Origin of the sequence: Stenotrophomonas sp. GD03777, assembly GCF_029842485.1 — a bacterium.
Taxonomy (GTDB): domain Bacteria; phylum Pseudomonadota; class Gammaproteobacteria; order Xanthomonadales; family Xanthomonadaceae; genus Stenotrophomonas; species Stenotrophomonas sepilia.
On the sequence record NZ_JAOCGL010000059.1, the window covers coordinates 1 to 25,196 of the forward strand.

At 67.5% G+C, this 25,196-nt stretch carries 22 protein-coding genes, 1 other RNA gene and 1 pseudogene; 4 read left to right on the forward strand and 20 right to left on the reverse strand.

Going from position 1 to position 25,196, the window contains the following annotated elements; all coding sequences use genetic code 11:
- Positions 1 to 56 precede the first annotated feature (56 nt).
- Complete coding sequence (locus tag N5E02_RS13235) at positions 57 to 1,013, reverse strand: M23 family metallopeptidase (protein ID WP_279946353.1); 957 nt, start codon at positions 1,011 to 1,013, stop codon at positions 57 to 59.
- A 12-nt stretch (positions 1,014 to 1,025) separates the two neighbouring features.
- Between N5E02_RS13235 and N5E02_RS13240 the strand changes: the two genes are divergently transcribed.
- The gene (locus N5E02_RS13240) at positions 1,026 to 1,475 is read left to right on the forward strand and encodes a DUF721 domain-containing protein (RefSeq protein WP_049413132.1); all 450 of its coding nucleotides are present in this window, start codon (positions 1,026 to 1,028) and stop codon (positions 1,473 to 1,475) included.
- Between the two features lie 281 nt (positions 1,476 to 1,756).
- Here N5E02_RS13240 and lpxC read toward each other — a convergent pair whose 3' ends face one another.
- The 15 genes and pseudogenes from lpxC to mraZ form a co-directional block, all read right to left on the reverse strand.
- On the reverse strand, positions 1,757 to 2,668 hold the full coding sequence (lpxC, locus tag N5E02_RS13245; RefSeq protein WP_005415298.1) for a UDP-3-O-acyl-N-acetylglucosamine deacetylase: 912 nt from the start codon (positions 2,666 to 2,668) through the stop codon (positions 1,757 to 1,759).
- Between the two features lie 205 nt (positions 2,669 to 2,873).
- Positions 2,874 to 4,109, reverse strand: coding sequence for a cell division protein FtsZ (gene ftsZ, locus N5E02_RS13250; RefSeq protein ID WP_005415297.1), 1,236 nt, complete (start codon positions 4,107 to 4,109; stop codon positions 2,874 to 2,876).
- Between the two features lie 169 nt (positions 4,110 to 4,278).
- Positions 4,279 to 5,514 carry a cell division protein FtsA gene (gene ftsA, locus N5E02_RS13255; RefSeq protein WP_005408083.1) on the reverse strand — a complete coding sequence of 412 codons (1,236 nt, stop codon included), beginning with the start codon at positions 5,512 to 5,514 and terminating at the stop codon, positions 4,279 to 4,281.
- A gap of 71 nt (positions 5,515 to 5,585) precedes the next feature.
- Positions 5,586 to 6,260: pseudogene (locus N5E02_RS13260) on the reverse strand (cell division protein FtsQ/DivIB); the annotation flags it as partial.
- A complete protein-coding gene (locus N5E02_RS13265; RefSeq protein ID WP_065178757.1) occupies positions 6,257 to 7,219 on the reverse strand; it encodes a D-alanine--D-alanine ligase in 963 nt (320 codons plus the stop codon). The pseudogene N5E02_RS13260 and the gene N5E02_RS13265, both read right to left, overlap by 4 nt.
- Entirely contained in the window at positions 7,216 to 8,652 is a 1,437-nt protein-coding gene (gene murC, locus N5E02_RS13270) for a UDP-N-acetylmuramate--L-alanine ligase (protein WP_005415294.1), read from the reverse strand. Before murC ends, N5E02_RS13265 begins: the two co-directional genes overlap by 4 nt.
- Positions 8,653 to 8,692: 40 nt before the next feature.
- On the reverse strand, positions 8,693 to 9,781 hold the full coding sequence (gene murG / locus N5E02_RS13275; RefSeq protein WP_279946354.1) for an undecaprenyldiphospho-muramoylpentapeptide beta-N-acetylglucosaminyltransferase: 1,089 nt from the start codon (positions 9,779 to 9,781) through the stop codon (positions 8,693 to 8,695).
- Positions 9,778 to 11,097 (reverse strand): putative lipid II flippase FtsW, encoded by a 1,320-nt coding sequence (ftsW, locus tag N5E02_RS13280; RefSeq protein ID WP_005415292.1) that lies wholly within the window; start codon positions 11,095 to 11,097, stop codon positions 9,778 to 9,780. Before ftsW ends, murG begins: the two co-directional genes overlap by 4 nt.
- Before the next feature lies 1 nt (position 11,098).
- The gene (gene mraY / locus N5E02_RS13285) at positions 11,099 to 12,184 is read right to left on the reverse strand and encodes a phospho-N-acetylmuramoyl-pentapeptide-transferase (RefSeq protein WP_005415291.1); all 1,086 of its coding nucleotides are present in this window, start codon (positions 12,182 to 12,184) and stop codon (positions 11,099 to 11,101) included.
- On the reverse strand, positions 12,174 to 13,568 hold the full coding sequence (gene murF / locus N5E02_RS13290) for a UDP-N-acetylmuramoyl-tripeptide--D-alanyl-D-alanine ligase (RefSeq protein ID WP_005415290.1): 1,395 nt from the start codon (positions 13,566 to 13,568) through the stop codon (positions 12,174 to 12,176). The genes mraY and murF overlap by 11 nt, the downstream gene beginning before the upstream one ends.
- Positions 13,565 to 15,073: a UDP-N-acetylmuramoyl-L-alanyl-D-glutamate--2,6-diaminopimelate ligase gene (locus N5E02_RS13295; RefSeq protein WP_065178759.1), complete on the reverse strand. Its 1,509-nt coding sequence runs from the start codon at positions 15,071 to 15,073 to the stop codon at positions 13,565 to 13,567. The genes murF and N5E02_RS13295 overlap by 4 nt, the downstream gene beginning before the upstream one ends.
- The gene (locus N5E02_RS13300; protein WP_005415287.1) at positions 15,070 to 16,914 is read right to left on the reverse strand and encodes a penicillin-binding transpeptidase domain-containing protein; all 1,845 of its coding nucleotides are present in this window, start codon (positions 16,912 to 16,914) and stop codon (positions 15,070 to 15,072) included. Before N5E02_RS13300 ends, N5E02_RS13295 begins: the two co-directional genes overlap by 4 nt.
- Positions 16,911 to 17,174, reverse strand: a complete 264-nt coding sequence (gene ftsL, locus N5E02_RS13305; RefSeq protein WP_005415286.1) for a cell division protein FtsL — start codon at positions 17,172 to 17,174, stop codon at positions 16,911 to 16,913. Before ftsL ends, N5E02_RS13300 begins: the two co-directional genes overlap by 4 nt.
- Positions 17,171 to 18,139 carry a 16S rRNA (cytosine(1402)-N(4))-methyltransferase RsmH gene (rsmH, locus tag N5E02_RS13310; RefSeq protein WP_012479154.1) on the reverse strand — a complete coding sequence of 323 codons (969 nt, stop codon included), beginning with the start codon at positions 18,137 to 18,139 and terminating at the stop codon, positions 17,171 to 17,173. The genes ftsL and rsmH overlap by 4 nt, the downstream gene beginning before the upstream one ends.
- A 14-nt stretch (positions 18,140 to 18,153) precedes the next feature.
- Complete coding sequence (gene mraZ, locus N5E02_RS13315) at positions 18,154 to 18,600, reverse strand: division/cell wall cluster transcriptional repressor MraZ (protein WP_004143635.1); 447 nt, start codon at positions 18,598 to 18,600, stop codon at positions 18,154 to 18,156.
- Positions 18,601 to 18,924: 324 nt separating this feature from the next.
- Between mraZ and N5E02_RS13320 the strand changes: the two genes are divergently transcribed.
- Positions 18,925 to 19,713: an NRDE family protein gene (locus N5E02_RS13320; protein WP_279946355.1), complete on the forward strand. Its 789-nt coding sequence runs from the start codon at positions 18,925 to 18,927 to the stop codon at positions 19,711 to 19,713.
- Between the two features lie 355 nt (positions 19,714 to 20,068).
- Positions 20,069 to 20,548 carry a DM13 domain-containing protein gene (locus N5E02_RS13325; protein WP_065186665.1) on the forward strand — a complete coding sequence of 160 codons (480 nt, stop codon included), beginning with the start codon at positions 20,069 to 20,071 and terminating at the stop codon, positions 20,546 to 20,548.
- A gap of 88 nt (positions 20,549 to 20,636) precedes the next feature.
- Here N5E02_RS13325 and rnpB read toward each other — a convergent pair.
- The 4 genes from rnpB to rsmI form a co-directional block, all read right to left on the reverse strand.
- Positions 20,637 to 20,988: RNase P RNA component class A (gene rnpB, locus N5E02_RS13330), an RNA gene on the reverse strand.
- 80 nt (positions 20,989 to 21,068) lie between these two features.
- A complete protein-coding gene (locus tag N5E02_RS13335) occupies positions 21,069 to 21,884 on the reverse strand; it encodes a PDZ domain-containing protein (RefSeq protein WP_279946356.1) in 816 nt (271 codons plus the stop codon).
- A gap of 117 nt (positions 21,885 to 22,001) precedes the next feature.
- Positions 22,002 to 22,637: a DUF6058 family natural product biosynthesis protein gene (locus N5E02_RS13340; RefSeq protein ID WP_164092972.1), complete on the reverse strand. Its 636-nt coding sequence runs from the start codon at positions 22,635 to 22,637 to the stop codon at positions 22,002 to 22,004.
- A 393-nt stretch (positions 22,638 to 23,030) separates the two neighbouring features.
- The gene (rsmI, locus tag N5E02_RS13345; RefSeq protein WP_065178763.1) at positions 23,031 to 23,849 is read right to left on the reverse strand and encodes a 16S rRNA (cytidine(1402)-2'-O)-methyltransferase; all 819 of its coding nucleotides are present in this window, start codon (positions 23,847 to 23,849) and stop codon (positions 23,031 to 23,033) included.
- A gap of 81 nt (positions 23,850 to 23,930) precedes the next feature.
- On the opposite strand from rsmI, the gene N5E02_RS13350 reads away from it, so the two are divergent.
- The coding region (locus N5E02_RS13350) for a penicillin-binding protein activator (protein WP_279946357.1) at positions 23,931 to 25,196 on the forward strand (1,266 nt) is incomplete at its 3' end.

The following is a 25,196-nucleotide window of genomic DNA, read 5'->3' on the forward strand; positions in this document are numbered from 1 at the left end:
ATCAACCGAGTCGGGTCAGAGCCCTTGCGCGGCGCGGAAGGGATCCGACCCGGGGATCAACCGCGGCTGACCCGCCCGACCGGCGTGTTGCCGCCGTCGCCGAGGAACTTGCGCGGGTTGACCACGTTGCCGTTCTCCCACACCTCGAAGTGCACGTGGGCACCGGTCGAACGGCCGGTGGAACCGGCCTTGGCCACTTCCTGGCCGGCACGGACCAGGTCGCCGGCCTTCACCACCAGGCGCGAATTGTGCGCGTAGCGGGTGACATAGCCATTGCCATGGTCGACATCGACGACATTGCCGTAGCCGCCCTTCACGCCGGCGAAGCTGACCACGCCCTCGGCCACGGCCATCACCGGGTCACCGACCTTTGCGTGGAAGTCCATGCCCTTGTGGGTGGCGGCGCCGCGGCCGAACGGGTCGGCACGGGTGCCGAAGCCGGACGTCACATAGCTGTTGCGGATCGGCATGCGCGACGGCACGGCGTTCTGCTGCAGCTGGTGGTCGAACATCAGCGATTCCATCACCGACAGCTGGCGGCCTGAAGCAGCGAAGCGCTGCTCCAGCACCTGTAAGTCGGCGTTGACGTCCTTGACCGGGATGTCGCTGGTCGGGCCGCCTGCGTCACCGTCACCGAGGCCGGGGGTCTCGTTGAAGTCGAACTCGCCGTCCTCCAGCTTGCCCATCTGGGTCAGCCGTTCGCCGAGGGCGTTGAGGCGGGTCGCCTGGGCCTGCAGCTCGCCGAGGCGGGCCGCCAGCGCATTGACCTGGGTCTGCGCATCGCGCTTGACCTTGGCCAGCTCCGCATCCTGGCGCTCGACCTTGGCCTGCAGCCGGGAATCATTCAGCGCGCTGGCGCCAATGCCGCCAGCAAGGCCGATAATGCAGCCTACCCCGAGCACGCTGCCCAGCAGGGCGCGGGGGCGTTCCTCGAAATAGAACCGCAAACGCGTGATCGGCGACGATTTGGCCTGTCCTTCACGCGTTTTGATTACGATCTTTTTGAATGCCATCAGTGAGTTTTCATGTCTGAGCCGAAATCCAGCGTTCGCCCCGCGTCGGCACCGAAACCGGCGCTGGATGCGGTAATGGCGGACAAAAGCGGGAACCCGCTGCGGCGTGCCCTGTGGCTCGACGCGCTGGACCGTCAGTTGCGCCCCCAGTTGCCGCCACCTCTGCGCAGCCGTTGCCGGCTGGCCAATGTGGACGGGGAACACCTCGTTTTTCTCGTCGAGTCCCCGGTCTGGCATGCCAAGTTGCGGCTTGCCGAAGCCCAGCTGCTCGACGCGGCCCGTTCCATCGGGCTGAAGGCCACCAGGGTGACCATCAAGACTGCGTCTCCCACTCCCACGCGCTCCCCAGCGCTCGACAACCGGAATGGACCCCACGCAGTTTCAGCCGCCACGCACAAAGGGCTACGCGACGCCTTGGCTTGCCTGCAGGACGTTCCCTCGAAGCCGAAGAAACGGTCCTGATGGCAACGGAGCATCCGGCTCCGCTCCCCGTCGCGCGTGTCACCACGGCGTGAAACATTTCGGGGGCCGGGTCGCATCCTAGCGGCCATCCGGGGGCCTGTCGTTAGATTGTTGTTAAAACTGCGTTAAATTCAGGCTTCTGATCCAACAGGTTCACAAAACCGTGACCTTGAACCAGCCTTGACGTCTTTCAAGCACGCTGAATGCGTCGCCAACGCCGGAAACAAGAACGCCGCCCAGGAAGGCGGCGTTTTTATCTTTAAATTCAACAACCTATGGAATCATGCGTACGCCGGGGTGGCGTATTCCACCGGATCCGGGGTGGCCGGCGAGTCGAAGCTGACCCATTCCCAGGCACTGGCATCGGCCATCAGGGCCCGCACCAGCTTGTTGTTGAGCGCGTGGCCGGACTTGAAGCCCTCGTAGGCACCCAACACCTGGCCACCGGCCAGATAGAGGTCGCCGATGGCGTCAAGGATCTTGTGGCGCACGAATTCGTCGGCGTAGCGCAAGCCGTCTTCGTTGAGCACGCGGAACTCGTCCAGCACGATGGCGTTGTCCATCGAACCGCCCAGGCCCAGGTTGCGCTCGCGCATGTACTCCAGGTCGCGCATGAAACCAAAGGTGCGCGCGCGGGAGATTTCCTTGGTGTAGGCCAGCGTCGAGAACTCGATTTCCTGGCGCGACTGCTTGGCCGGAATCATCGGGTGGTTGAACTGGATGGTGAAACCCAGCTTGTAACCCTCGTACGGAGTGAAGCGGGCCACCTTGTCGCCCTCGGTCACTTCCACGGTCTTCAGCACGCGGATGAAGCGCTTGGGCGCATCCTGTTCCACGATGCCTGCCGACTGCAGCAGGAACACGAACGGGCCGGCCGAACCGTCCATGATCGGCAGCTCGGCCGAGGACAGCTCGACGATGATGTTGTCCACACCCAGGCCGGCCAGCGCCGACATCAGGTGTTCGACGGTCTGGATCTTGGCGTCGTTGCAGGTCAGGCCGGTGCACAGGGTCACTTCGGTGACCAGTTCGGCCTTGGCCGGCACTTCCACCACCGGGTCCAGGTCCACGCGGCGGAACACGATGCCATGGTTGACCGGTGCCGGGCGCAGGGTCATGTAGACCTTGTCACCACTATGCAGGCCAACGCCGGTGGCGCGGATCGTGTTCTTGAGGGTGCGTTGCTGGATCATGGGGATGGACCGGAAGTGACACATTAGATTAACACGCGCACTCCCCTACCCTGGCTGAAACGCCAGTGACAGCCACCGGCAGGACACACCGGCACGCCGCTGGGAAAGCGCGTGAAGCAGGGCGGCCGGGCCCATCCTGGCCCGGCGCCCGCATTTTCAGGACATGGTGGCGCAACCCGGGGAGGACAACCCCGGGCCGCCCCGCTTAGTCCGCCTGGCGGCGCAGGAAGGCCGGGATGTCCAGGTAGTCGTTCGGCAGTTCCGCCGCTGCCGGGGCCGAAGCCGCCGGGGCCGACGGGGCGGAAGCCGCCGCGGTATCGCTGCTGGCGCGACGCAGGCCCAGGCCCATGCCGCCCACGGCCTTGGACACGGCGTCGCCGCCGTTGTCGAACTCGCCGAACTCCGGCTGGCCGGTGGTGGCGTTGCGGACCAGCTTGATCGGTGCACGCTCGCCCGGACGCTGGGTCTTGCTGGCCGAGACGCGGTTCAGGCCAGTGGCCACCACGGTCACGCGCACTTCGTCCTGCATGTCCGGGTCCAGCACGGTGCCGACCACGACGGTGGCGTCTTCCGAAGCGAAGCCGTCGATGGTACGGCCGATCTCGTCGAACTCGGCCATGGTGAAGTCCGCGCCGGCGGTGATGTTGACCAGGATGCCGTTGGCACCGGCCAGGTTCACATCGTCCAGCAGCGGGTTCTGGATCGCCGATTCGGCAGCGGCCTGGGCGCGGTCATCGCCCCGTGCGGTGCCGGTACCCATCATCGCCAGGCCCATTTCGGACATGACGGTGCGCACGTCGGCGAAGTCGACGTTGATCAGGCCCGGACGCACGATCAGGTCGGCGATGCCCTGCACGGCGCCCTGCAGCACGTCGTTGGCGGCGCGGAAGGCCTGGATCATGGTCGCGTTGCGACCCAGCACGGTGATCAGCTTCTCGTTCGGGATCGTGATCAGCGAGTCGCAGTGCTGGCTCAGTTCCTCGATGCCCTTCAGCGCCACCTGCATGCGGCGACGGCCTTCGAACGGGAACGGCTTGGTGACCACGGCCACGGTCAGGATGCCCATTTCCTTGGCCAGCTGCGCCACCACCGGCGCAGCGCCGGTGCCGGTGCCGCCGCCCATGCCGGCGGTGATGAACACCATGTCGGCGCCCTGCAGCGCGTCCATGATGCGCTCACGGTCTTCCAGCGCGGCCTGGCGGCCGACTTCCGGGTTCGCGCCTGCGCCCAGGCCCTTGGTCACGTTGGTACCCAGCTGCAGCTGCAGCTTGGCACCACAATTCTTGATGGCCTGCGAGTCGGTGTTGGCGGTGATGAACTCCACGCCGTCCACCGCCGAGTTGACCATGTGCGCCACGGCATTGCCGCCGCCGCCGCCCACGCCAACCACCTTGATCACCGCATTGGGTGCCATCTTTTCGATCAGTTCAAAATGCGCCATGTCCGTGTCCTCGTTGTATCCGCTTGTCGGTGGCATGGACGGTCGGGCCTCCTGCCTTCGCGTGTCATGTTGCCGTTGCGGCTGTGTGGGTTGTGTAGTGCGTTGTTGCGTTGTGATGCGGGTACTGCGGGTGTTGCGCCGGGCCGGGCCCGGAGTTACGGGTTCCGCGTCAGAACTCGCCGCGGAACCAGGTCTTGAGTTTCTTGAACATGCTTCCAGCGCGCCCGGTCGGCAGCGACGGCCGCCGCGGGTGCTCGATCTGGCTGCCCATCAGCAGCAGGCCCACGCCGGTGGCGTGCACCGGGTTGCCGACCACTTCGCCCAGGCCGGTGACGTGCTGCGGGATGCCCACGCGCACCGGCATCTGCAGCATTTCCTCGGCCAGTTCGACCACGCCTTCCATCTTCGATGCGCCCCCGGTCAGCACCATGCCGGCGCGCACCAGTTCCTCGAAGCCGGAGCGGCGCAGTTCGGCCTGCACCATCTCGAAGATCTCCTCGTAACGGCCCTGCACGGCCTGCGCCAGCGAATGGCGCGGCATGCGGCGCGGCGGGCGGTCGCCGACCGACGGCACCTGGATGCTCTCCTCGGCCGTGGCCAGCTGGGCCAGAGCGCAGGCATAGCGCACCTTGATCTGCTCGGCTTCCGGGGTCGGCGTGCGCAGCATGTGCGCGATGTCGTTGGTCACGTGGTCGCCGGCGATCGGCAGCGAGGCGGTGTGGCAGATCGCGCCCTGCACGAACACCGCGATGTCGGTGGTACCGGCGCCCATGTCGACCAGCACCACGCCCAGCTCGCGCTCGTCGGCGGTCAGCACCGCCACGCTGGAGGCCAGCGAGGACAGCACCAGGTCGTCCACCTGCAGGCCGCAGCGCTGCACGCACTTGCTGATGTTGGCCGCCGCCGACTGCGCGCACACCACCAGGTGCGCATGTACCTCCAGGCGCACGCCGGTCATGCCGACCGGGTTGCGGATGCCCTCCTGCGAATCGTCCAGCACGTACTCGCGCGGAATCGCGTGCAGGATCTTCTGGTCGGCCGGGATCGCCACCGCCTTGGCTGCGTCGAGCACGCGATCCAGGTCGCCCCAGGTCACTTCACCGTCGCGGATCGGCACGATGCCCGGCGAGTTCTTGCACTGCACGTGGTTGCCGGAGATCGAGGCGTACACCGAACGGATCTCGCAGCCGGCCATCAGCTCGGCTTCTTCCACCGCACGCTGGATCGACTGCACGGTCGATTCGATGTCCACCACCACGCCACGCTTCAGCCCGCGCGATTCGTGCGAGCCGATGCCGATCACTTCGATCGGGTTGCCCGGCGAATACTCGCCCACCAGCGCCACCACCTTGGAGGTGCCAATGTCCAGGCCAACGATCAGCGATTTGTCACCCTTGCGATTCATGTCCTTTCCTGCGTGCTTCTGGCCGGGGTCGCCGGCGTTTTCGCCGGCGTGGCCGGGGTACCCCAGCTCAGCGTGAAACCATTGGTGTAACGGAGGTCGGCGCGCTCGATCGGCGCGTCCTGGCGGTTGAGCTGCGGCAGCACCTTGACGAAGCGCTGCATGCGCGAGCGCGCGTCGTCACGGCCGACCACCACTTCGGTGCCGTTGCTCAGCACCAGCGACCAGCTGCCGCGAGCATCCATCGTCACCCGGCGCACGTCGACGCCGGCCGGTGCGAACAAGGCTCGCGAGTCGCTGTACAGCTTCATCACTTCCTGGGTCTGGCTGTCCGGGCCATCCAGCTCCGGCAGTTCCAGGTCGGACAGTTTCTTCGGCGTGGGGAACAGCTTGCCCTGCTCGGAGACCAGGCGGTCGTTGCCCCAGCGTGCGAACGGCTTGTGCTCGACCAGGGTCACTTCCAGCACATCCGGCCACTGCTTGCGTACCTGCGCGCTTTCCACCCACGGCAGCTTTTCCAGCGCGTCCTGCGCATCCTGCAGCTTGACCGCGAAGAACCCGGCGCGCGCGTACGGCAGCAGCACCTGCTGCAGCTGCTCGGCCGGTACCCGCTTGAACTCGCCATGCACGCGCAGCTTCGCCAGCGGCCAGCGCTCGGCGCCGACCCAGCCATTGACCACGGCCACCACCGGCAGTGCAACCACCGACAGTGCCAACAGCCAGACGAAGATGCGCAGCAGCGCGTTCATGCGTGCGTGGCCTCCAGGGTCTGTTCCAGCACGCGCCACACCAGTTCCTCGAAACCGATGCCGGCCTGGCGGGCCGCCTTGGGTACCAGCGAATGGCTGGTCATACCCGGCGCGGTGTTCACTTCCAGCAGGAAGAAACGGCCGCTGGCGCGGTCACGCATCACGTCCACGCGGCCCCAGCCACGGCAGCCGGCGGCGCGGAATGCGGCCAGCGCGATGCGGCGGATCTCGTCTTCGTCGCTACCGTCCAGGCCCGGGCACAGGTACTGGGTGTCCTCGGCGATGTACTTGGCGTTGTAGTCGTACCACTGGCCCTTGGGCACGATGCGGATCGACGGCAGGGCAACGTCGCCAAGGATGGCCACGGTCAGCTCATCGCCCACCACCATCTGCTCCATCAGCAACTGGCCGTCGTAGCGCGCGGCCAGGGCCACGGCCTCGTCCAGGCCGGCCTCGTCGGTGACCCGGCTGATGCCCACGCTGGAGCCTTCGTTGGCCGGCTTCACCACCACCGGCAGGCCCAGCTCTGCCGCCAGTGCATGCACGTTCGACGCGTCGACCTTGCGGTACTGCGGCGTTGGCAGGCCCAGCGACAGCCACACCTGCTTGGTGCGGATCTTGTCCATGCTCAGCGCCGAACCCAGCACGTCCGAGCCGGTGTACGGCACGCCGAAGGCGTCCATCAGGCCCTGCACGATGCCGTCCTCACCGCCACCGTTGTGGCCATGCAGGATGTTGAACACGCGGTCGATGCCACCGGCGGCGAGCGCGCTGGCCAGCGCCGGAATGCCATCGACGGCGAACGCATCGACGCCGCGCGACTGCAGGGCTTCGAGCACGTTGCGGCCCGAATCCAGCGACACCTCGCGTTCGCTGGAACTGCCGCCGAGCAGCACGGCGACGCGGCCGAACACGGCCGGGTCGGTCACGCGCAGCGGCGGGAAAGTCAGCGCGCTCACGCCTGGCCCTCCCCCTGGAAGCCTTCCACCGCGATATGGGCGGCCACGGCACCGATATCGCCGGCCCCCATCATCAGCAGCAAGTCACCGTCCTGCAGCACGTCCGGCAGCACGCTGGCCAGCTCGGCGGCCTTGCCCACCACCACCGGCTCGCTGCGGCCACGCGCGCGGATGGCGCGGGCCAGCGCATGCGAGTCGGCACCGGCAATGGGTTCCTCACCGGCCGGATAGACCTCGCTCAGCACCAGCGCGTCGACGCTGGACAGCACCGCGGCAAACTTGTCGAACTGGTCACGGGTGCGGCTGTAGCGGTGCGGCTGGAAGGCCACCACCAGGCGCTTGTCAGCCCAGCCGCCGCGAGCGGCGGCGAACACCGCCTCCAGCTCGCTCGGGTGATGGCCGTAGTCGTCGATGATGCGCACCTTGGCACCGCTGGCGGTGGTCACTTCGCCCAGGTCATTGAAGCGGCGGCCGACACCGGCGAAGCCTTCCAGCGCGCGCGCGATGGCGTCCGGTGCCACGCCCAGCTGCCAGCCCACCGCGGCGGCGGCCAGCGCGTTGAGTACGTTGTGCCTGCCCGGCAGCGCCAGCACCACTTCCTGGCTGGTGCCCTGCGGCAGGCGCAGCGTGAAGCGCATGCGCGATCCTTCCTGCACCACGTTCTCGGCGCGCACGTCGGCCTGCGGGCTCATGCCGTAGCTCATCACGTGGCGCGGGGTCCTGGCAGCCAGCGCGGCCACTTCCGGATCGTCGATGCACAGCACCGCCAGGCCGTAGAACGGCAGGCGCTGCAGGAATTCGGCGAACGCCGCCTGCACGCGGGCAAAGTCGTTGCCGTAGTTCTCCAGGTGGTCCGCATCGATGTTGGTGATGATCGACATCAGCGGGTTCAGGCGCAGGAAGCTGCCATCGCTTTCGTCGGCCTCGGCCACCAGCCACTGCCCACCGCCCAGCTTGGCGTTGGCACCGGCAGCCAGCAGCTGGCCACCGATCACGAACGTCGGGTCCAGGCCACCTTCGCTCAGCACCGCTGCGGTCAGGCTGGTGGTGGTGGTCTTGCCATGGGTACCGGCCACGGCGATGCCGCGGCGGAAGCGCATCAGCTCGGCCAGCATCGCCGCGCGCGGCATGATCGGAATGCGCTGGCTGCGCGCTTCCATCAGCTCCGGGTTGTCCTCGCGGATGGCGCTGGAGACCACCACGCAGTCGGTGCCCAGCACATTGGCTGCCGAGTGGCCGCGCATGATGCGCGCACCCAGGCTGGCCAGGCGGCGGGTCGCTACGTTGTCGGCGTTGTCCGAGCCGGACACTTCGTAGCCCAGCGTCAGCATCACTTCGGCGATGCCACTCATGCCGGTGCCACCGATGCCGACGAAATGCACGCGCGGGAACGCGCGCACCAGGTCGTTGGTGTCGTGCAGGCGACGGATCATGCGCGGCCTCGCGCAGGGCAGGCGCGGTGGCATGCCTTCTTCATACAGCTTCCTCGAGAATGATATCGGCGATGCGCTCGGCGGCATCGACCTTGGCCAGGGCACGCGCGGCTTGCGCCATCTGCATGCGGCGGGCGGGATTTTCGGACAGATCGCGCAGCAGTGCGGCAATGCCGTCGGCCAGCGTTCCGTCCTGCTTCAGCAACACCGCCGCGCCGCGCTCGACCAGGTACTCCGCATTGCGGGTCTGGTGATCGTCGACGGCAGCAGGGAATGGCACCAGCACGCTGCCGACGCCGGCCGCGCACAGCTCGGCCAGGGTCGACGCACCGGAGCGGCACACGACCAGATCGGCCCAGGCGAAGGCCTCGGCCATGTCCGCGATGAACGGGGTGATTTCAGCCTGCACGCCGGCCTTGGCATACGCCTCGACCGCCTCGGCATGCATTTTCTCGCCGCTCTGGTGGCGCACCTGGACCGGCACGCCGGCACCCAGCGCGGCAATCGCCTGCGGCACGCCGGCATTGAGTGCGCGCGCACCCTGGCTGCCGCCCACCACCAGCACGCGCAGCGGGCCGCTGCGGTCGGCGAAGCGCTGTTCCGGCGGAGCGATGGCGGCGATCTCCGCACGCACCGGGTTGCCGACGAACTCCTCGCGCTGGGCGAAGGTGCCCGGGAAGCCGGTCAGCAGCCGGCGCGCATAGCGCGACAGGATGCGGTTGGTCAGGCCCGGTGCACGGTTCTGCTCATGCACGATCAGCGGCAGGCCATGCAGGCGCGTGGCCATGCCACCCGGGCCGGAGGCGAAGCCACCGAAGGCCACCACCGCACGCGGCTGGCGCCTGCGGATGATCATGCCGGCCGCGCGCAGCGCGCGCATCAGCCGCCATGGCGCCGCCAGCAGCGCCAGCTTGCCCTTGCCGCGCAGGCCGGTGATCGCCAGCGTGTCGATGGCGATGTCGTGCTGCGGCACCAGGCGGGTTTCCATCGCGCCTTCGGCGCCCATCCAGGTGACCGGCACGCCACGCTCGCGCAGCACGCGGGCCACGGCCAGGCCGGGGAAGATGTGACCGCCGGTACCACCGGCCAGGATCATCACCGGGCGCACCTTCTCGTTGGCTGCACTCATGACAGCCTCCCGAAGGTCGGTTCGATGCGCGACTGCAGGCGGCTGGTGCCGCGCGCTGCGTTCGCCGCAGCGGCAGCCGTCGGCTCGGCGCTCGCCGGCACGCTGGCGGCCACCGGCGTGGCGGCGGCGTCCATCGGCTCGGCAGCGGTTTCTTCGGCGCCACCGATGCGCACGGCCTGGCGACGCTCGGCGCGCTTGAGCTCATAGGACACGCGCAGCAGCAGGCCCATCGCCACGCAGGTCATCAGCACCGACGAGCCGCCGGAGGAGATCAGCGGCAGAGTCAGGCCCTTGGTCGGCAGGATACCCAGGTTCACGCCGATCGAAACGAAGGTCTGCATGCTGATCCACAGGCCGATGCCGAAGGCGATGTAGCCGGAGAAGTGGCGCTTCATTTCCACGCAGCGCATGCCCAGCCAGAAGGTACGGCCGACCAGCAGCGCGTACAGCGCCACGATCACGCAGGTACCCAGGAAACCGAATTCCTCAGCGGTGACCGAGAAGATGAAGTCGGTATGCGCTTCCGGCAGGTAGTAGAGCTTCTGCACCGAATTGCCCAGGCCGACGCCGGTCCACTCGCCACGGCCCACCGCCATCAGCGCGTTGGACAGCTGGTAGCCGTCGCCCTGCTGGTCGGCCCACGGGTCCAGGAACGAGGTGATGCGGCGCATGCGGTACGGCTCGATGATCGCCAGCGCGCTCATGCCGACCAGGCCGATGACCACCGGCATCGACATGCGCGGCATGTTCACCCCGCCCAGCACCAGCATGCCGGCGGTGATCGCCAGCAGCAGGGTCGAAGAACCAAAGTCCGGCTGCAGCAGCAGCAGCACCACCAGCGCACCGGCCACGCCCAGCGGCTTGAGCATCGCCGGCCAGGTCGCATTGACCTCGTCGCGGAAGCGCACCAGGTAGCTGGACAGCCAGACGATGTACAGCACCTTCACCGCCTCGACCGTCTGGAACTTGGAGATGCCCAGGTTGATCCAGCGGCGTGCGCCGTTGACCGTGCTGCCCAGGCCCGGCGCGAACACCGCCAGCAGCAGCACGAAGCAGCCCAGCAGCAGCATCTGGTTGTACTGCTCGATGGACTTCAGCTCGGTGCGGGCGGCGATGACCGCCAGCACGATACCCACCGCCAGGAAGATCAGGTGGCGGTTGAGGTAGTAGAACGGGCTGCTCATCAAGGCGATCGAGCTGGACGCCACCATCACCACGCCCACGCCGGTGAGCGCGATGATCGCGCCCAGCAGCCACTTGTCGTAGCTGCCTTCGATGGCTTCAAGGCGTGTTGCCTGGCGGGACAGGTCGTTCATCTCAGCGCACCTTCAACGTGGCCAGGCCGATCAGCACGAGCACGACGGAGATGATCCAGAAGCGCACGATCACGCGCGGCTCCGGCCAGCCCTTCAGTTCGAAATGGTGGTGGATCGGCGCCATGCGGAACACTCGCTTGCCGGTCAGCTTGAACGAGGCGACCTGGATCATCACCGACAGGGTTTCGATGACGAACACGCCGCCCATGATCACCAGCACCAGTTCCTGGCGGGTGATCACCGCGATGGTGCCCAGCACCGCACCCAGCGCCAGCGCGCCGATGTCGCCCATGAAGACCATGGCCGGATAGGTGTTGAACCACAGGAAGCCCAGGCCGGCTCCGGCGATGGCCGCGCAGATGATGACCAGCTCGCCGGCGCCCGGGATCTGCGGGATCTGCAGGTAGTTGGCGAACACCACGTTGCCCGAGGCATAGGCGAACACGCCCAGCGCGCAGGCCACCAGCACGGTCGGCATGATTGCCAGGCCGTCCAGGCCGTCGGTCAGGTTCACCGCGTTGGAGAAGCCGACGATCCAGAAGTAGGCGATGGCCACGAAGCCGATGCCGGCCAGCGGCAGCGCGACCGACTTGAACATCGGGATGTAGAAGGTCAGCGCTGCCGGCACGTCGGCCGTGTAGAACAGGAACAGGCCCGCGGCCAGGCCGAAGATCGACTGCAGCAGGTACTTCCAGCGCGACTTCAGGCCGTTCGGGTCACGGCGGACGATCTTGATCCAGTCGTCATACCAGCCGATGGCGCCGAAGCACAGCATCACCGCCAGCACCAGCCACACGTAGCGGTTGCGCAGGTCGGCCCACATCAGCACCGACAGGGTGATGGTGAGCAGGATCAGCGAACCGCCCATGGTCGGCGTGCCGGCCTTGGAGAAATGGGTCTGCGGGCCGTCCTGGCGGATCGGCTGGCCGCCCTTGAACTGGGCGAGCTTGCGGATCATCGCCGGGCCAAGCCACAGCGACAGGAACAGGGCCGTCAGCGCGGCAAGGATGGCGCGGAACGTCTGGTAGTTGAACAGCCCGAACAGGCTCTCCAACTGCTGCAACCATCGAGCCAGTTCATACAACATGCGGGGATTCCTCTCCTTGCGCCAGCAGCGCTTTGACAATCGTGTCCATGGCGCTGCCACGGGAACCCTTGACCAGGCAGCGCACGCCGGCGTGCAGCTCGTCCTTCAGCGCCTGCGACAGCGCGTCGTGGGTGGCGAAATGACGGCCGCCGTCGCCGAAGGCGGTGGCGGCGGCGGCACTGAGCGGGCCCAGCGCGTACAGGCGCTTCAGGCCGGCGGCGCGTGCGCGGATGCCGGCCTGCGCATGCAGCGCCTCGGCGTCCGGGCCCAGCTCGCGCATGTCACCCAGCACCAGCCAGCCCTCTTCCGGGGCAGCGGCCAGGGCATCGATGGCCGCAGCCAGCGAGCCGGGATTGGCGTTGTAGCTGTCGTCCACCAGCACCGCGCCGTTGCGCAGCTGATGGGCAATCTGGCGGCCCGGTACCGGCTGCGCCTCGGCCAGACCGGCCGCAATCAGCGCCAGATCGACACCGGCCGCCAGCGCCAGGCTGGCGGCGGCCAGCGCATTGCTGACGTTGTGGCGACCCGGCAGGCCCAGCACCACGCGGGCTTCGCCGGTCGGGGCGACCAGGGTGAACTGGCTGCCCTGTGCACCGGCGCGGATGTCGCGCGCGGTCACGTCCGCCGAGTGTTCCAGCCCATAGCGCAGCACGCGGCAACGCTGCGGGCGACCGACGAAGTGCTGCTCGAACCAGCGGCCGTAGGCATCGTCGGCGTTGATCACCGCCACGCCATCGGCCGGCAGCGCGGCATAGATCGCGCCCTTGGTCACCGCCACCCCGAGCAGGCTGCCCATCCGCTCCAGGTGGGCGGGGGCGATGTTGTTGACCAGCGCATAGCGCGGGCGGGCGATGTCGGTCAGGTAGGCGATATCGCCAGGCTTGCCAGCGCCCATCTCGTAGACGGCGTAGTCGGCATCTTCCGGCGCGTCGATCACCGCCAGCGGCAGGCCGATCTCGTTGTTGCGGTTACCCGGGTTGGCGTAGACCACCTTGTGCGCGTGCTGGGCCACCTGCTGCAGGATCGACAGCAGCAGGCTCTTCACGCTGGTCTTGCCATTGCTGCCGGTGATCGCGAACACCTCGGTGCCACGGTCACGCTGCATGCCGGTGGCGATCTTCGCCAGTGCCAGCTCGCTGTCGGCCACCAGTACCTGCGGCAGCTCGATCGGCAGCAGCCGCTCGACCAGCAGCGCACTGGCACCGCGCGCCTGCGCGTCGGCAGCGAAGTCATGGCCGTCGAAACGCTCGCCGCGCAGCGCCACATACAGGCTGCCCGGGCCCAGGCTACGGGTGTCATTGCTGACTGCATCGATGGCCACGTCGTCGCCATGGATCTCGCCGCCGGCCCAGTGTGCGATCAGCGAAAGCAGAGTGCGCTTCATGCGGCGCCCTCCCCGGCCTTTGCCTGCAGAACACCGGCCTTGGCCGCCAGTGCAGCCGCAGCCACTTCGGTGTCGTCGAAGTCATGGCGCACGCCATTCACTTCCTGGTACGGCTCATGGCCCTTGCCGGCAATCAGGATGATGTCGCCGGCACCGGCACGCTTCACCGCCAGGCCGATCGCACGCGCGCGGTTGCGCTGCACGGTCACGGCATCGGCGTGCTGGAAGCCGGCCAGAATGTCGGCCACGATCACGTCGCCATCCTCGCCGCGCGGGTTGTCGTCGGTGACGATGACCTGGTTGGCCAGGCGCTCGGCAATCGCCGCCATCTGCGGACGCTTGCCGGTATCGCGCTCGCCACCGCAACCGAACACGCAGAACAGCGTGCCCTGCAGATGGCCGTGCAGGCTGTCCAGCGCCTGCTCCAGCGCGTCCGGGGTATGGGCGTAATCGACCACCACTGTCGGCAGACCGTCTTCACCACCCAGGCGGTTCATGCGGCCACGGATCGGCTGCAGCGCCGACAGCACTTCGGCGATGCGCGGCAGCGGCTGGCCCTGCGCATGCAGAGTACCGGCCACGGCCAGCAGGTTGTCCACGTTGAAGCGGCCCAGCAGCGGCGACTGCACCGCAGCACGCTGGCCGTCGATGACCAGCTCGAAGGCAATGCCGCGTCCATCCAGTTGCAGCGCCTCGGCGCGCACGCTGGCGTCAGCGGCAGCGCGCGAGCTCAGGCCGATCGGTTGCACGCCAGCAGGCAGGCCAGCGAACAGCTGGCGACCGAAGGCGTCGTCCAGGTTGACCACCGCCGCCTTCAGGCCCGGGCGATGGAACAGCCGCGCCTTGGCCGCGCCGTAGCTGGCCATGTCACCGTGGTAGTCCAGATGATCGCGGGTGAGGTTGGTGAACACCGCCACGTCGTAGTGCACGGCATCCACGCGGCCCTGGTCCAGCGCGTGCGAGCTGACTTCCATCGCCACCGCGCGCGCACCGGCGTCGCGCAGCTGTGCCAGCAGCGCATGCATCTGCAGCACCAGCGGCGTGGTGAAACCAGTCGGCTCGACCGCACCATAAAGTCCGGCGCCCAACGTGCCGATACTGCCACTGGGCGTTCCGAGCAGGTGCCAGGCCTGGGCCAGCAGCTGCACGGTGGAGGTCTTGCCGTTGGTACCGGTCACGCCAACCATCGCCATCGCCCGCGACGGCGCGCCATGGAACTGGTCGGCCATCGCCCCCATGCGCGCCCGCAGGCCCGGCACGGCGATCGCATCGGCCGGCGCCGGCAGCTCGGCCGGTGCCGGTGGCTCGAACAGGATGACGCTGGCACCGGCCGCACGGGCCTGCTCGACAAAGCCCAGCCCATGCGCGCCGAAGCCGGCGATCGCGACGAAGGCATTGCCGGGGCGCACGGCGCGGCTGTCCAGCACCAGGCCGGTCAGAACGGGATCATGGCCCGCCAGGGCCACGTCCGGAAGCAACTGCGAAAGCAACATCGAAGGACTCATTGCGTGCCTCCCGTAACGGGCGGCGTCTGGGCTTGCGCGCTCGGCAGCGCAGCATCGAATTCAGCGGCGGCATCGACCGGCAGCGCGGTCTCGGCCGGCGGTGCGGGCAGGATCGAGGCCGAATGGCCGACCTTGCCCGACTGCTGTGCGGCCAGCCACGACTGCAGGTCATCCAGCGGCACGTCCATCAGGCGCAGGGTGCCTTCCATCACGTTGTGATAGACCGGCGCCGACACCAGGCCGCCGTAGAACTTGCCGGCCTGCGGATCGTTGATGACGATGACGGTGGCGAAGCGCGGGTTGGTGGCCGGCACCACGCCGGCGAACAGCGCGTTGTAATGCCCGCGCTCGTAACCGCCCGGGCCAGCCTTGCGTGCAGTGCCGGTCTTGCCGGCCACGCGGTAGCCCAGCACCGCCGCCTGCTTGGCGCCGCCCTGGGTGACCACCGTTTCCATCATCGCCACCACCTGCCTGGCGACGTTCTCGTCGATGATCTGCTGGCCTTCGTTGCGCTGGCCCTTGACGAAGGTCGGCGCGATCAGGCGCCCGCCGTTGGCCAGCGCCGAGTAGGCGGTGGCAATCTGCAGTGGCGTGACCGACAGGCCGTAGCCGTAGGACATGGTGGTCTTGGTGGTCCCCGACCAGCGCGCCGGACGCATCACCACACCAGCCGATTCACCGGGGAAACCGCTGTGCGGCGCCGAGCCATAGCCGAAGCGGCGCACGCCGTCATAGAAGGTCTGGTCCGGCATCTTCGCCGCAACCTTGGCTGCACCCACGTTCGAACTGCGGGTGATCACGCCGGTCACGTTCAGCACGCCGTTGTTGCGTGGCACGTCGCGGATGGTGAAGCGACCCAGCGTCATGTAGCCCGGGTTGGTGTCGATGATGGTGTCCTTGGTCACCGCACCGGCCTGCAGCGCGGTGGCGATGGTCAGCGGCTTCATCGTCGAACCCGGCTCGACCAGGTCGGTCACCGCACGGTTGCGGCGCGTATCAGGGATCGCGCCGGTCAACGAATTCGGGTTGTAGGTCGGCAGGTTGACCATGGCCAGGATCTCGCCGGTGGTCACGTCCATGATCACCATCGAGCCGCCGGCCGCCTTGTTGGCCACCAGCGCGTTGCGCAGTTCCTTGAACGCCAGGTACTGGATGCGGCGGTCGATGCTGAGGGTCAGGTCCTTGCCCGGCTCAGCGGCACGCAGCAGATCGCTTTCGACGGTTTCCCCCTTGCGGTTGCGGATCACCCGCTTCGCACCGGGCTTGCCGCGCAGCCATTCGTCGAAGGCCAGTTCCAGGCCTTCCTGGCCGCGATCATCGATGTTGGTGAAGCCCAGCACGTGCGCCATCGCCTCACCCTGCGGGTAGAAGCGGCGGAACTCGCGCTGAGCCGCCACGCCCGGAATCTTCAGCGCGACCACCTTCTCTGCCTCGTCCGGATTGATCCGGCGACGCAGATACATGAATTCCTTGTCCGACTTCTGCGACAGGCGGCTGCTCAGCTCATCCACCGACATGCCGACCGCCTGGGCCAGCTCGGGGATGCGTTCGGGCGAACGCAGCAGGTCCTGCGGGTTGACCCAGATCGAGGCAACCGGCGTGGACACCGCCAGCGGCTCGCCGTTGCGGTCGGTGATCATGCCGCGCGAGGTCTTGATCGGCAGCTCGCGCAGGTAGCGGGCCTCACCCTGGCGCTGGTAAAAGTCGCTGTTGATGATCTGCACGTAGGCCGCGCGACCGACCAGCGACACCGAGCACAGGCCAAGCGCCAACGCCACCCAGCGCAGGCGCTGGCGCAGGTTGAAGGCATTGCGTGGACGGTTGCGACCGGCCTTGCTCATGGGCGCACCACCACGATGTCGGCGGCCTCGGGGAACTTCATGCCGAGCTTTTCGCGGGCGATGCGATCGACACGGTTGGCTTCGGCCAGCGTGGCCTGCTCCAGCTGCAGGCGGCCGAATTCCAGGTTGATGTCATCGCGCTTGCGCTCGGCGCGCGACAGCTCGATGAACGTCTGCCGATGACGGTGACGCACGAACACGACGCCGATCGCCGAGGCCACGGTGCAGGCCAACAGGATGATCAGCAGCAACCGGCTCATGCGTCGGCCTCCCGCTTCTGGGCCACGCGCAGCACCGCGCTGCGGGCGCGCGGGTTGGCGGCCAGCTCTTCGTCGGTGGCCTTGATGGCCCCGCCGATCAGGTCCAGCGTCGGCACGAACGCAACGGCCTCGGGCAGGCGGCGGTTGGCCGGTGGCGCCTTGGCCAGGCGGTTCATGTACTGCTTGACGATGCGGTCTTCCAGCGAATGGAAGCTGATCACCGCCAGACGGCCACCGGGCTTGAGCCTTTCCACCGCCGCATCGAGCCCCGCTTCCAGGTCTGCCAGCTCGCGGTTGATGTGGATGCGGATGGCCTGGAAGCTGCGCGTGGCCGGGTGGATCTTGTCCTTGCCACGCGGCATCACCGAGGCGATAAGCTCGGCCAGTTCGGCGGTGCGGGAGAACGGCTGCTTCTCGCGGCGGGCCACGATGGCGCGGGCGATGCGCCGGCTCTGCCGCTCTTCGCCATAGGTCCACAGCACGTCGGCGATCTCGCGCTCTTCGACGCGGTTGATCCACTGCGCGGCGCTTTCACCGCTGTCCGGGTCCATGCGCATGTCCAGCGGGCCGTCCTTGCCGAAGCTGAAGCCTCGTTCGGCCACATCCAGCTGCGGCGACGACACGCCCAGGTCGAACAGCACGCCGTCCAGGCCTTCGGCCGTGGCATCCCACTGCAGCAGCTGGGCGAAGCTGCCACGGAAGATGGACACGCGCGGATCCGGCGCGAAATCGCGCTCGGCAACGGCGATGGCTTCCGGATCCTTGTCCATGACCAGCAGGCGCCCCTCGGGACCGAGCTGGGTAAGCACGCCACGTGCATGACCGCCACGACCGAACGTGCCATCCAGATAACGTCCGTTTTCGATCACCCTCAGGCCTTCAAGGACCTGGGTGTACAGGACCGGCAGGTGCACCGCCGGCGACTGCGACACCGGAAGGTGACCGGTCTGCGCTTCTGGGCGCATCCGGGCACCCCGGCTCACAACTTCAGGTCGAGCAACCCATCACCCAGATCCTCGTCAGACAACGTCTGCTGGATCAGGGCCCGATGCGCCTGCTCGCTCCACAATTCGAACTTGTCGCCCATGCCGAGCAATACCGCCTTCTTCTCAATGCCCACCGCACCGCGGTGGCTGGCGGGGATGCTGATGCGACCGTTGCCGTCCAGTTCCAGATGGGCGGCCGAGCCGACCAGCTTCTGCTGCAACAGGCGCACGACGCGCTGGGTGTTGGGCTTGGACATCACATCGTCGCGGACCCGTTCCCATTCCGACTCTGCGTACAGCCACAGGCAGCCGGCTTCGAACGGGTTGTAGGTCAGCACGAGACGGTTGTTACTGGCGCGCGCGACGAGGTCGCGGTAAGCGGTGGGAACCGCCATGCGCCCCTTGTCGTCAACTGTGATGGCCGTCTCGCCCTGGAACACGACGCCTGCACCTTGTCCTTCGCCCGGTGAAACATTGAACCACGAAAACCCACAAAACACCCGGATTTCCCTCTGATGCCCACCTTAGCAGCGGGCCGAGGGTTGTCAACAACTTTTCAGCAGGGAAATCGCCAGCCGCATCAATGGCTTGCAACAACCTTTAGAGAATTGTTCAAGGCTTATCCACAAGTTGCTGATCCGTCTCAATTTTTGAGATTGAACGGAAGTTCAGGGGCGTGGACGGGGCGTGAAACATCGACCGCGCATTCATCCCGGCCTGGCCAGAAACGGCGCCGTAATGCGCAAACGGTGCACAATGAGGCCATGTGCCTGCTCGCTCTTGGCTGGATGCACCACCCGCGCTGGCGGCTGGTAATGACCGGCAACCGTGATGAGTTCCACGCCCGCCCCACCGCGGCGCTGGCCCCCTGGCAGGATGAGACCTCCGTCATCGGGGGACGCGACCTGCGCTCCGGCGGTGGCTGGGCCGGGGTCGGCGCCTCGGGCCGGATGGCGGTGGTCACCAACGTCCGCGACCCGCTGGCGGCCCAGACCGGACCGTCGCGGGGCGCGCTGGTGGCCGACTTCCTGCGCGGCCGCGACCCGGCCGCCGTGCATATCGAGCGGCTGGCAACCGTGGCGGGTGCCTACGCCCCATTCAATCTGTTGCTGGCCGATGGCGACAGCCTGGAGTACCTGGGCAACCATCCCGCCGAACGGCAGACGCTTGGCCCGGGGGTCCACGGCATGTCTAACGGCGCGCTGAACGCACCCTGGCCGAAGACCCGACGGCTGATGGCCGCGCTGTCGGCATGGCTGGAAGCAGACGGGGTCAGATCCCTTTCGCAACGCGAAAGGGATCTGACCCCGGACCTGACCCCGCTCTGGAATGCGCTGGCCAACGAACACCGCCCTGCCGACAGCGACCTGCCCGACACCGGCATCGGCCTGGAACGCGAGCGCTGGTTGAGCCCGGCCTTCATCCGCGGCGACGACTACGGCACCCGCGCCAGCACCGTACTGCTGATCGACGCCGACGGCCACGGCGAGATCCACGAACGCCGCTTCGGCCCGCAGGGTGCACCGAGCGGACAAAGCCACGTCATTTTCTGACCCGATCAAGACGGCCCTTGGCCGGATGCTCTTGGCGTGGGTAGTGCCGGCCGCTGGCCGGCAGCCTTTGGATGCTCGGATTCGCCATGAAGCAGCCGGCCAGCGGCCGGCACTACCCGCAGCTTGCTGTCGCGATCCACGTGGCGGCCGTCGCCATCGCAGCGGGCCTGAAACGTCATTCAGCTTCCAGTCGCGACCACGATCCGCCCGCACCCCAGGGGTTTCAGCATCGCCGCCACCCGACTGTGCCCTTTTCGCAATCGGCACTGTGTCTATAAATGTCGCCCTCGACCTCCCAGGGTGGTCGCGCCCGGCACCGCGCCGCGCAAATCGACCGCAACCCCAAGGAGGCCCCATGCGCCGCATCCTCATTCTGCTTGCCACCCACCTGCTCACCCTCGGCCTTGGCTTCGGCCTGGGCGTCTATCTGCTGCCGATCCTGATCGCCCCCGATGACCCGCCGGTCGCGCAGGTGCAGGCCGCCATGGATGAGGCCCCCTACCGCACCACGTTTCGCCGCGACCTCAAGGGCAGCGATGCAGTGCATTGGGCGGAAGGCAAGATCAGCGTCAGCTCGGGTCAGGTCGCTTTTGACGGCAAGATGGGCCCGGGCCCTGACTACAAGGTGTACCTGGTCCGCGATTTCGTCGACAACAAGGCCGACTTCCTGAAGATCAAGGCACAGGCCCAACGCATCGGCGAGGTGAAGACCTTCAACCGCTTCCTGGTGGATGTGCCCGCGAACGTGGACGTGGACGACTACACCACGGTGGTGGTGTGGTGCGAGCGCTTCTCGCAGTTCATTTCCGCCGGGCAGTACCGCACGCCGGGCTGAACAACATCCCGAGCGTCTGGACGGAAAGCAGCCGAGCATGCCTCGGCTGTACTGTAGAGCCGAGCCGTGCTCGGCTTACCGGAAAAAGAGGCGGAGCCGGCCGATAAGCCGGGTTCTGTCGTGGACAGTCATTCCTCTAGGCGTTACGTCACCGCAACGCTCAAGCAACCTACCCGGATCCAACGCGGGCCGCGCCAAAGGATCCCTATTTGGTCTTGCTCCAGGTGGGGTTTGCCGTGCCGGTCTGTTGCCAGACTCGCGGTGCGCTCTTACCGCACCATTTCACCCTTACCGGCCTTCCGAAGAAGACGTAGGCGGTATCTTTCTGTTGCACTTTCCGTCGGCTTGCGCCGCCCAGGCGTTACCTGGCACCTTGCCCTATGGAGCCCGGACTTTCCTCGGCACCCCCGAAGGGATGACGCGACTGTCTGGCCGACTCCGCCAGCGCGCATTCTAGCGTACGCACGCCTTTCCTGCCGTGCCGATCGCGGCGTCCGGTTCATCCACGCGTGGCGTGGCTCTAGCGGCCCTTCGCCTTCGCCCTCGCCATCACCGCCGCCCGCGACTCCAGCACCACCCCGACGATCAATTCCCGCACCTGCGGTTGCGAACCGTCCCATTCAATGCGGCGGACGCGCACGTCCACGCGATCGCCCGGCGCGTGGGCTTTCAACGCTTGGCCGATACCGAAGACGGTCTTCACTCGGGTACCTGCCACGGCCAGCACCTCATCCCCCTTGCGCAGGCCGGCGCGATGGGCCGGACCTTCGTCAGGCTCGGATTCGATCACGGTCGCGCCCCCCATTTGAACGCCGAGGACCGGGCGCAGCGCATCGCTACGCGAATCCCCTTCCCCAGCCTGTTCGCGCGCCAATTCGGTGGCGCCCAGCAGTGCATCGTCCAACCCCGCATCGAAATACGGCGCGTTGTCCACGAATGCGGCGCATTGCCACGACGCGCGCTCGGGTACCGGCTCGCGCCCCGCACGCAGGGCCTGCCGCAGGTCGCGCAATTGCGCCGCGCTGACGTACCGCTGCTGGCTGTTCACCAATTGCTGGTAGGCCGCCTCGATCTGTGCGTGGTTGCCGGCCCCCACCTGCAGACATCCCTCGTAGTTCTCCAACGCGTCACGTGCCGCGCGATAGGTCAGGTAATTGCTGTAATCGCGGACCGACTGCAGCCGATTGAATTCGACCAACCCCGGATCGAACAGCAGGTAGCCAACATAGTCCGGGCCCAGATCGGCTTCGGTAATGGCCGCAGGTGGCGGCCCTTCAGCTGCAGGAGCTGGCACGTCGGCCAGAGCGAACAGCAGGAACAGTCCCTTTTCCAGCATCTGTCTTCCCTCCCTCAAGTAAATTTGAGAGCTTCATTCCTTCACCCCCAGAATTCCGCCGCTCATTCGCATTCCAGCGTCCCAGGCTGTGAATGACCCATGCAGCCTGCACGCTTTTCAGGACTTTTCGTCCAGCTCCCGGCGAAGATCGTCGACCCATCGCTTTCTGCTGCTACGGTCATACTCGGCCGGCGAGAACGGCATCGACGCACGCGCATAATCGTCGATCAGTGCCAGCAGCGCCTGCCTGTCGACACGCGCGTCGAGAGGAGTGTGGGTGTCACTGGCGAGTGCGACCAGTTGTTCCTGGAGCAGCTCCTTTCTTGCGATGCCGGCGCCGGTGGACGGATCTGCGATACACAGACCGAAGGTCCCGTTGAAGAAGTGCGGGAGCAGCAGTTGCGCCTTGTCGTGCGCAGCGTTGGCATCCCCAAGCACGGCTGTCATGTAGCCCTCGAGCTCCTGCAGCAGAACGTCGACCACAGCCGCCCGCTCACTGCCCGGTGGTGCATGATCGGCAATGCGTATCCAGCGTGCGCAATCGGTACGGAAGTACTCCCCCACAAGGTCTTCGCTGATGGGAATGGAGCCGAACACTGCAGATCGGATGGCGCCACCCTCGCAGGTGTAGGTGGGCTGCGGCACCGCGCCCACTGCAATCAGGCGACTGAGTCTTTCTTCTGACACATTGCAGAATGCGGCGAACGCATCCTTTGGCAGGAAATGAGCTTGAAGGTAGGCTGTCAATGCCATCTCGAACAATTACTCCCAAGTGGGGGATGAAGAGGCGTGTGCAGGGGCGTCTTCGTCCAGGACAGACATCCCGAGCACCGGTCCTCACGCCTCAGAGGCCTCGGAAATGGAGTCACACTACGGACACGCTTCCGTATCGGGAGTATCCGCACGGGCTCGACTGATCTCAATGTCGCTCTGCAGGACGTCCCGCAATACCCAAGGCTGCTGGCTTCGTACGATCATCAGTGGGTCGGTCATTGCTGCTCATCACGACATCGCCTGTCCCCGGATTCGTCCCTCAGCCGCGCACGTGAGCACGTTCACGCGGCAGAGATCGGCGACCCTCCGGCGGATCCGAACCGTTTCGCATTTCGCGCCGCGCGCTGCCCCGACATGGCCCGGAGCGAGCGATCAACTGCCGTACAGCGCCTTGCGCGGCGCACCGGTCAGTTCCGCGGCCAGCTTGGCGGCGGTCGACGGCGGCAGGTGCTCGCTCAGCTTCGCGTAGACGCGGCGACCATGCGCCAGCTGCGCTTCCTCGTCGTCACCGGCACCCTGCACCATCACCACGAACTCGCCCTTGCGCTGGTTGTCGTCGGCCTCGACTTGGGCCAGCAGCCCCGCCAGGTCGCCATCAAGCACGGTCTCGAACAGCTTGGTCAGCTCGCGGGCCAGCACCGCCGGGCGCTCGCCGCCGAAGATCGCCGCCATGTCGGCCAGCGACTCGGCGATACGGTGCGAGGATTCGTAGAACACCATCGTGCGCACTTCGCCGGCCAGCGCCTGCAGGCGGTCGCGGCGGCCGCTGGCCTTGGCCGGCAGGAAACCCTCGAAGCTGAAACGGTCGCTGGGCAGGCCGGCCACGCTCAGCGCGGCGATGGCGGCGCAGGCACCGGGCACCGGGCTGACCTTGATACCCGCCGCGCGCGCGGCACGCACCAGGCGGAAACCGGGGTCACTGACCAGCGGGGTACCGGCATCGCTGACCAGCGCCAGCGACTCGCCGGCCTGCAATCGCGAAACCAGGCGCTGCGCCAGGGCCTCTTCATTGTGTTCGTGCAGGGCCACCAGCGGTTGCTGGATGCCGAAATGGGACAGCAGCTGGCCGCTGCGGCGGGTGTCCTCGGCACAGATGGCCGCCACCGAACGCAGCACCTCCTGCGCGCGCGGGCTCAGATCGGCCAGGTTGCCGATCGGGGTGGCGACGACGTACAGGGTTGGCACACTCATTTCAGCGGTACTCACGGGGCAAGGGTAGAATCGTAGCGTGTACCCGGCCAAGGCCGCTGCCCCCATCGCATGGACCCGATCATGAACAAGCCCGCCGCACGGATCTCCGCCCTGTCGTTGTCGCTGATGCTGCTGGCCGGTTGTGCCACCACCAGCCTGACCAGCACGCCCGATTCGCCGGCCCAGAGCCAGGCGCTGGCGCTGATCGAACAGGGCAAGCCGCGCGATGCCGCGCTGCAGCTGGAAGGCCTGGCCTCCACCCTGCGCGGCGGCGCCCGCAGCAACGCACTGGCCGATGCGGCCTGGGCCTGGCACCTCGCAGGCGACAGTGCCCGCGCGCGCAGCCTGCTCGGCCAGCTCACCGCACGCCAGCTGTCCGGCGCCAGCCTGCAGCGCTACCAGCTGACCAGTGCCGAGCTCGCCCTGGCCGACAAGCAGCCGGCGCAGGCGCTGGCCCTGCTGAAGGACCACGGCGACAACGTGCTGCCGGCCCTGCGCACACGCTGGTACCTGGCCCGTGCCAGTGCCCTGCAGGGCACCGGCGATGCCTTCGGTGCCGCCACCGAACGGGCCCGCGCCCATTCCAGCCTGACCGGCAGCGCGCGCAGCGAGAACCAGGCCGCCATTGCCGGCCTGCTCGGCACCCTCGACGACGCCACCCTGCGCAGCCGTGCCGCTGCCCTGCCGGCCAACGACCCGCTCTACAACTTCGCCGGCCGTGCACTGATCGCGCGCGGCCTGCCGCTGCCGCGCCCGTTCGACCGCGATGGCGCGGCCCAGTTCGACACCAGCAAGCGCCCGCCGGCGATGAGCGACGGTTACCGCCCGCCGGCCAAGCTGGCCGTGCTGCTGCCGCTCAGCGGCCGCCTGGCCACCGCCGCACAGCCGGTGCGCGATGGCTTGTTGAGCGCCTACTACGGTGAAAGCCGGCGCCGCCCGGACATCAACTTCTTCGACACCGCCGGCACCCCGGCCGGTGCCCTGGCCGCCTATGACAAGGCCGTCGCCTCCGGTGCCGACTTCGTGGTCGGCCCGCTGGGCCGCGACGAAGTGGACGCGGTGTACGGCCGCCAGCAGCTGCAGGTGCCCGTGCTGGCCCTGAACCGCGGCAAGGACGCACCGCCGGCCGGCAGTGCCGGCTTCTCGCTGGCGCCGGAAGACGATGGCATCGTCGCCGCCGAGTACCTGCGTGGCCGCGAGCGCGGCAAGGCGCTGGTGATCAACAGCGCTGACGACACCGGCCGCCGTGCCGCCGCCGCCTTTGCCCAGCGCTTCGCGCAGCGCGGTGGCCAGGTGGTGGCCACGATCGGCGTCACCGATGCCGTCGGCGATGTCGGCGCGCAGGTG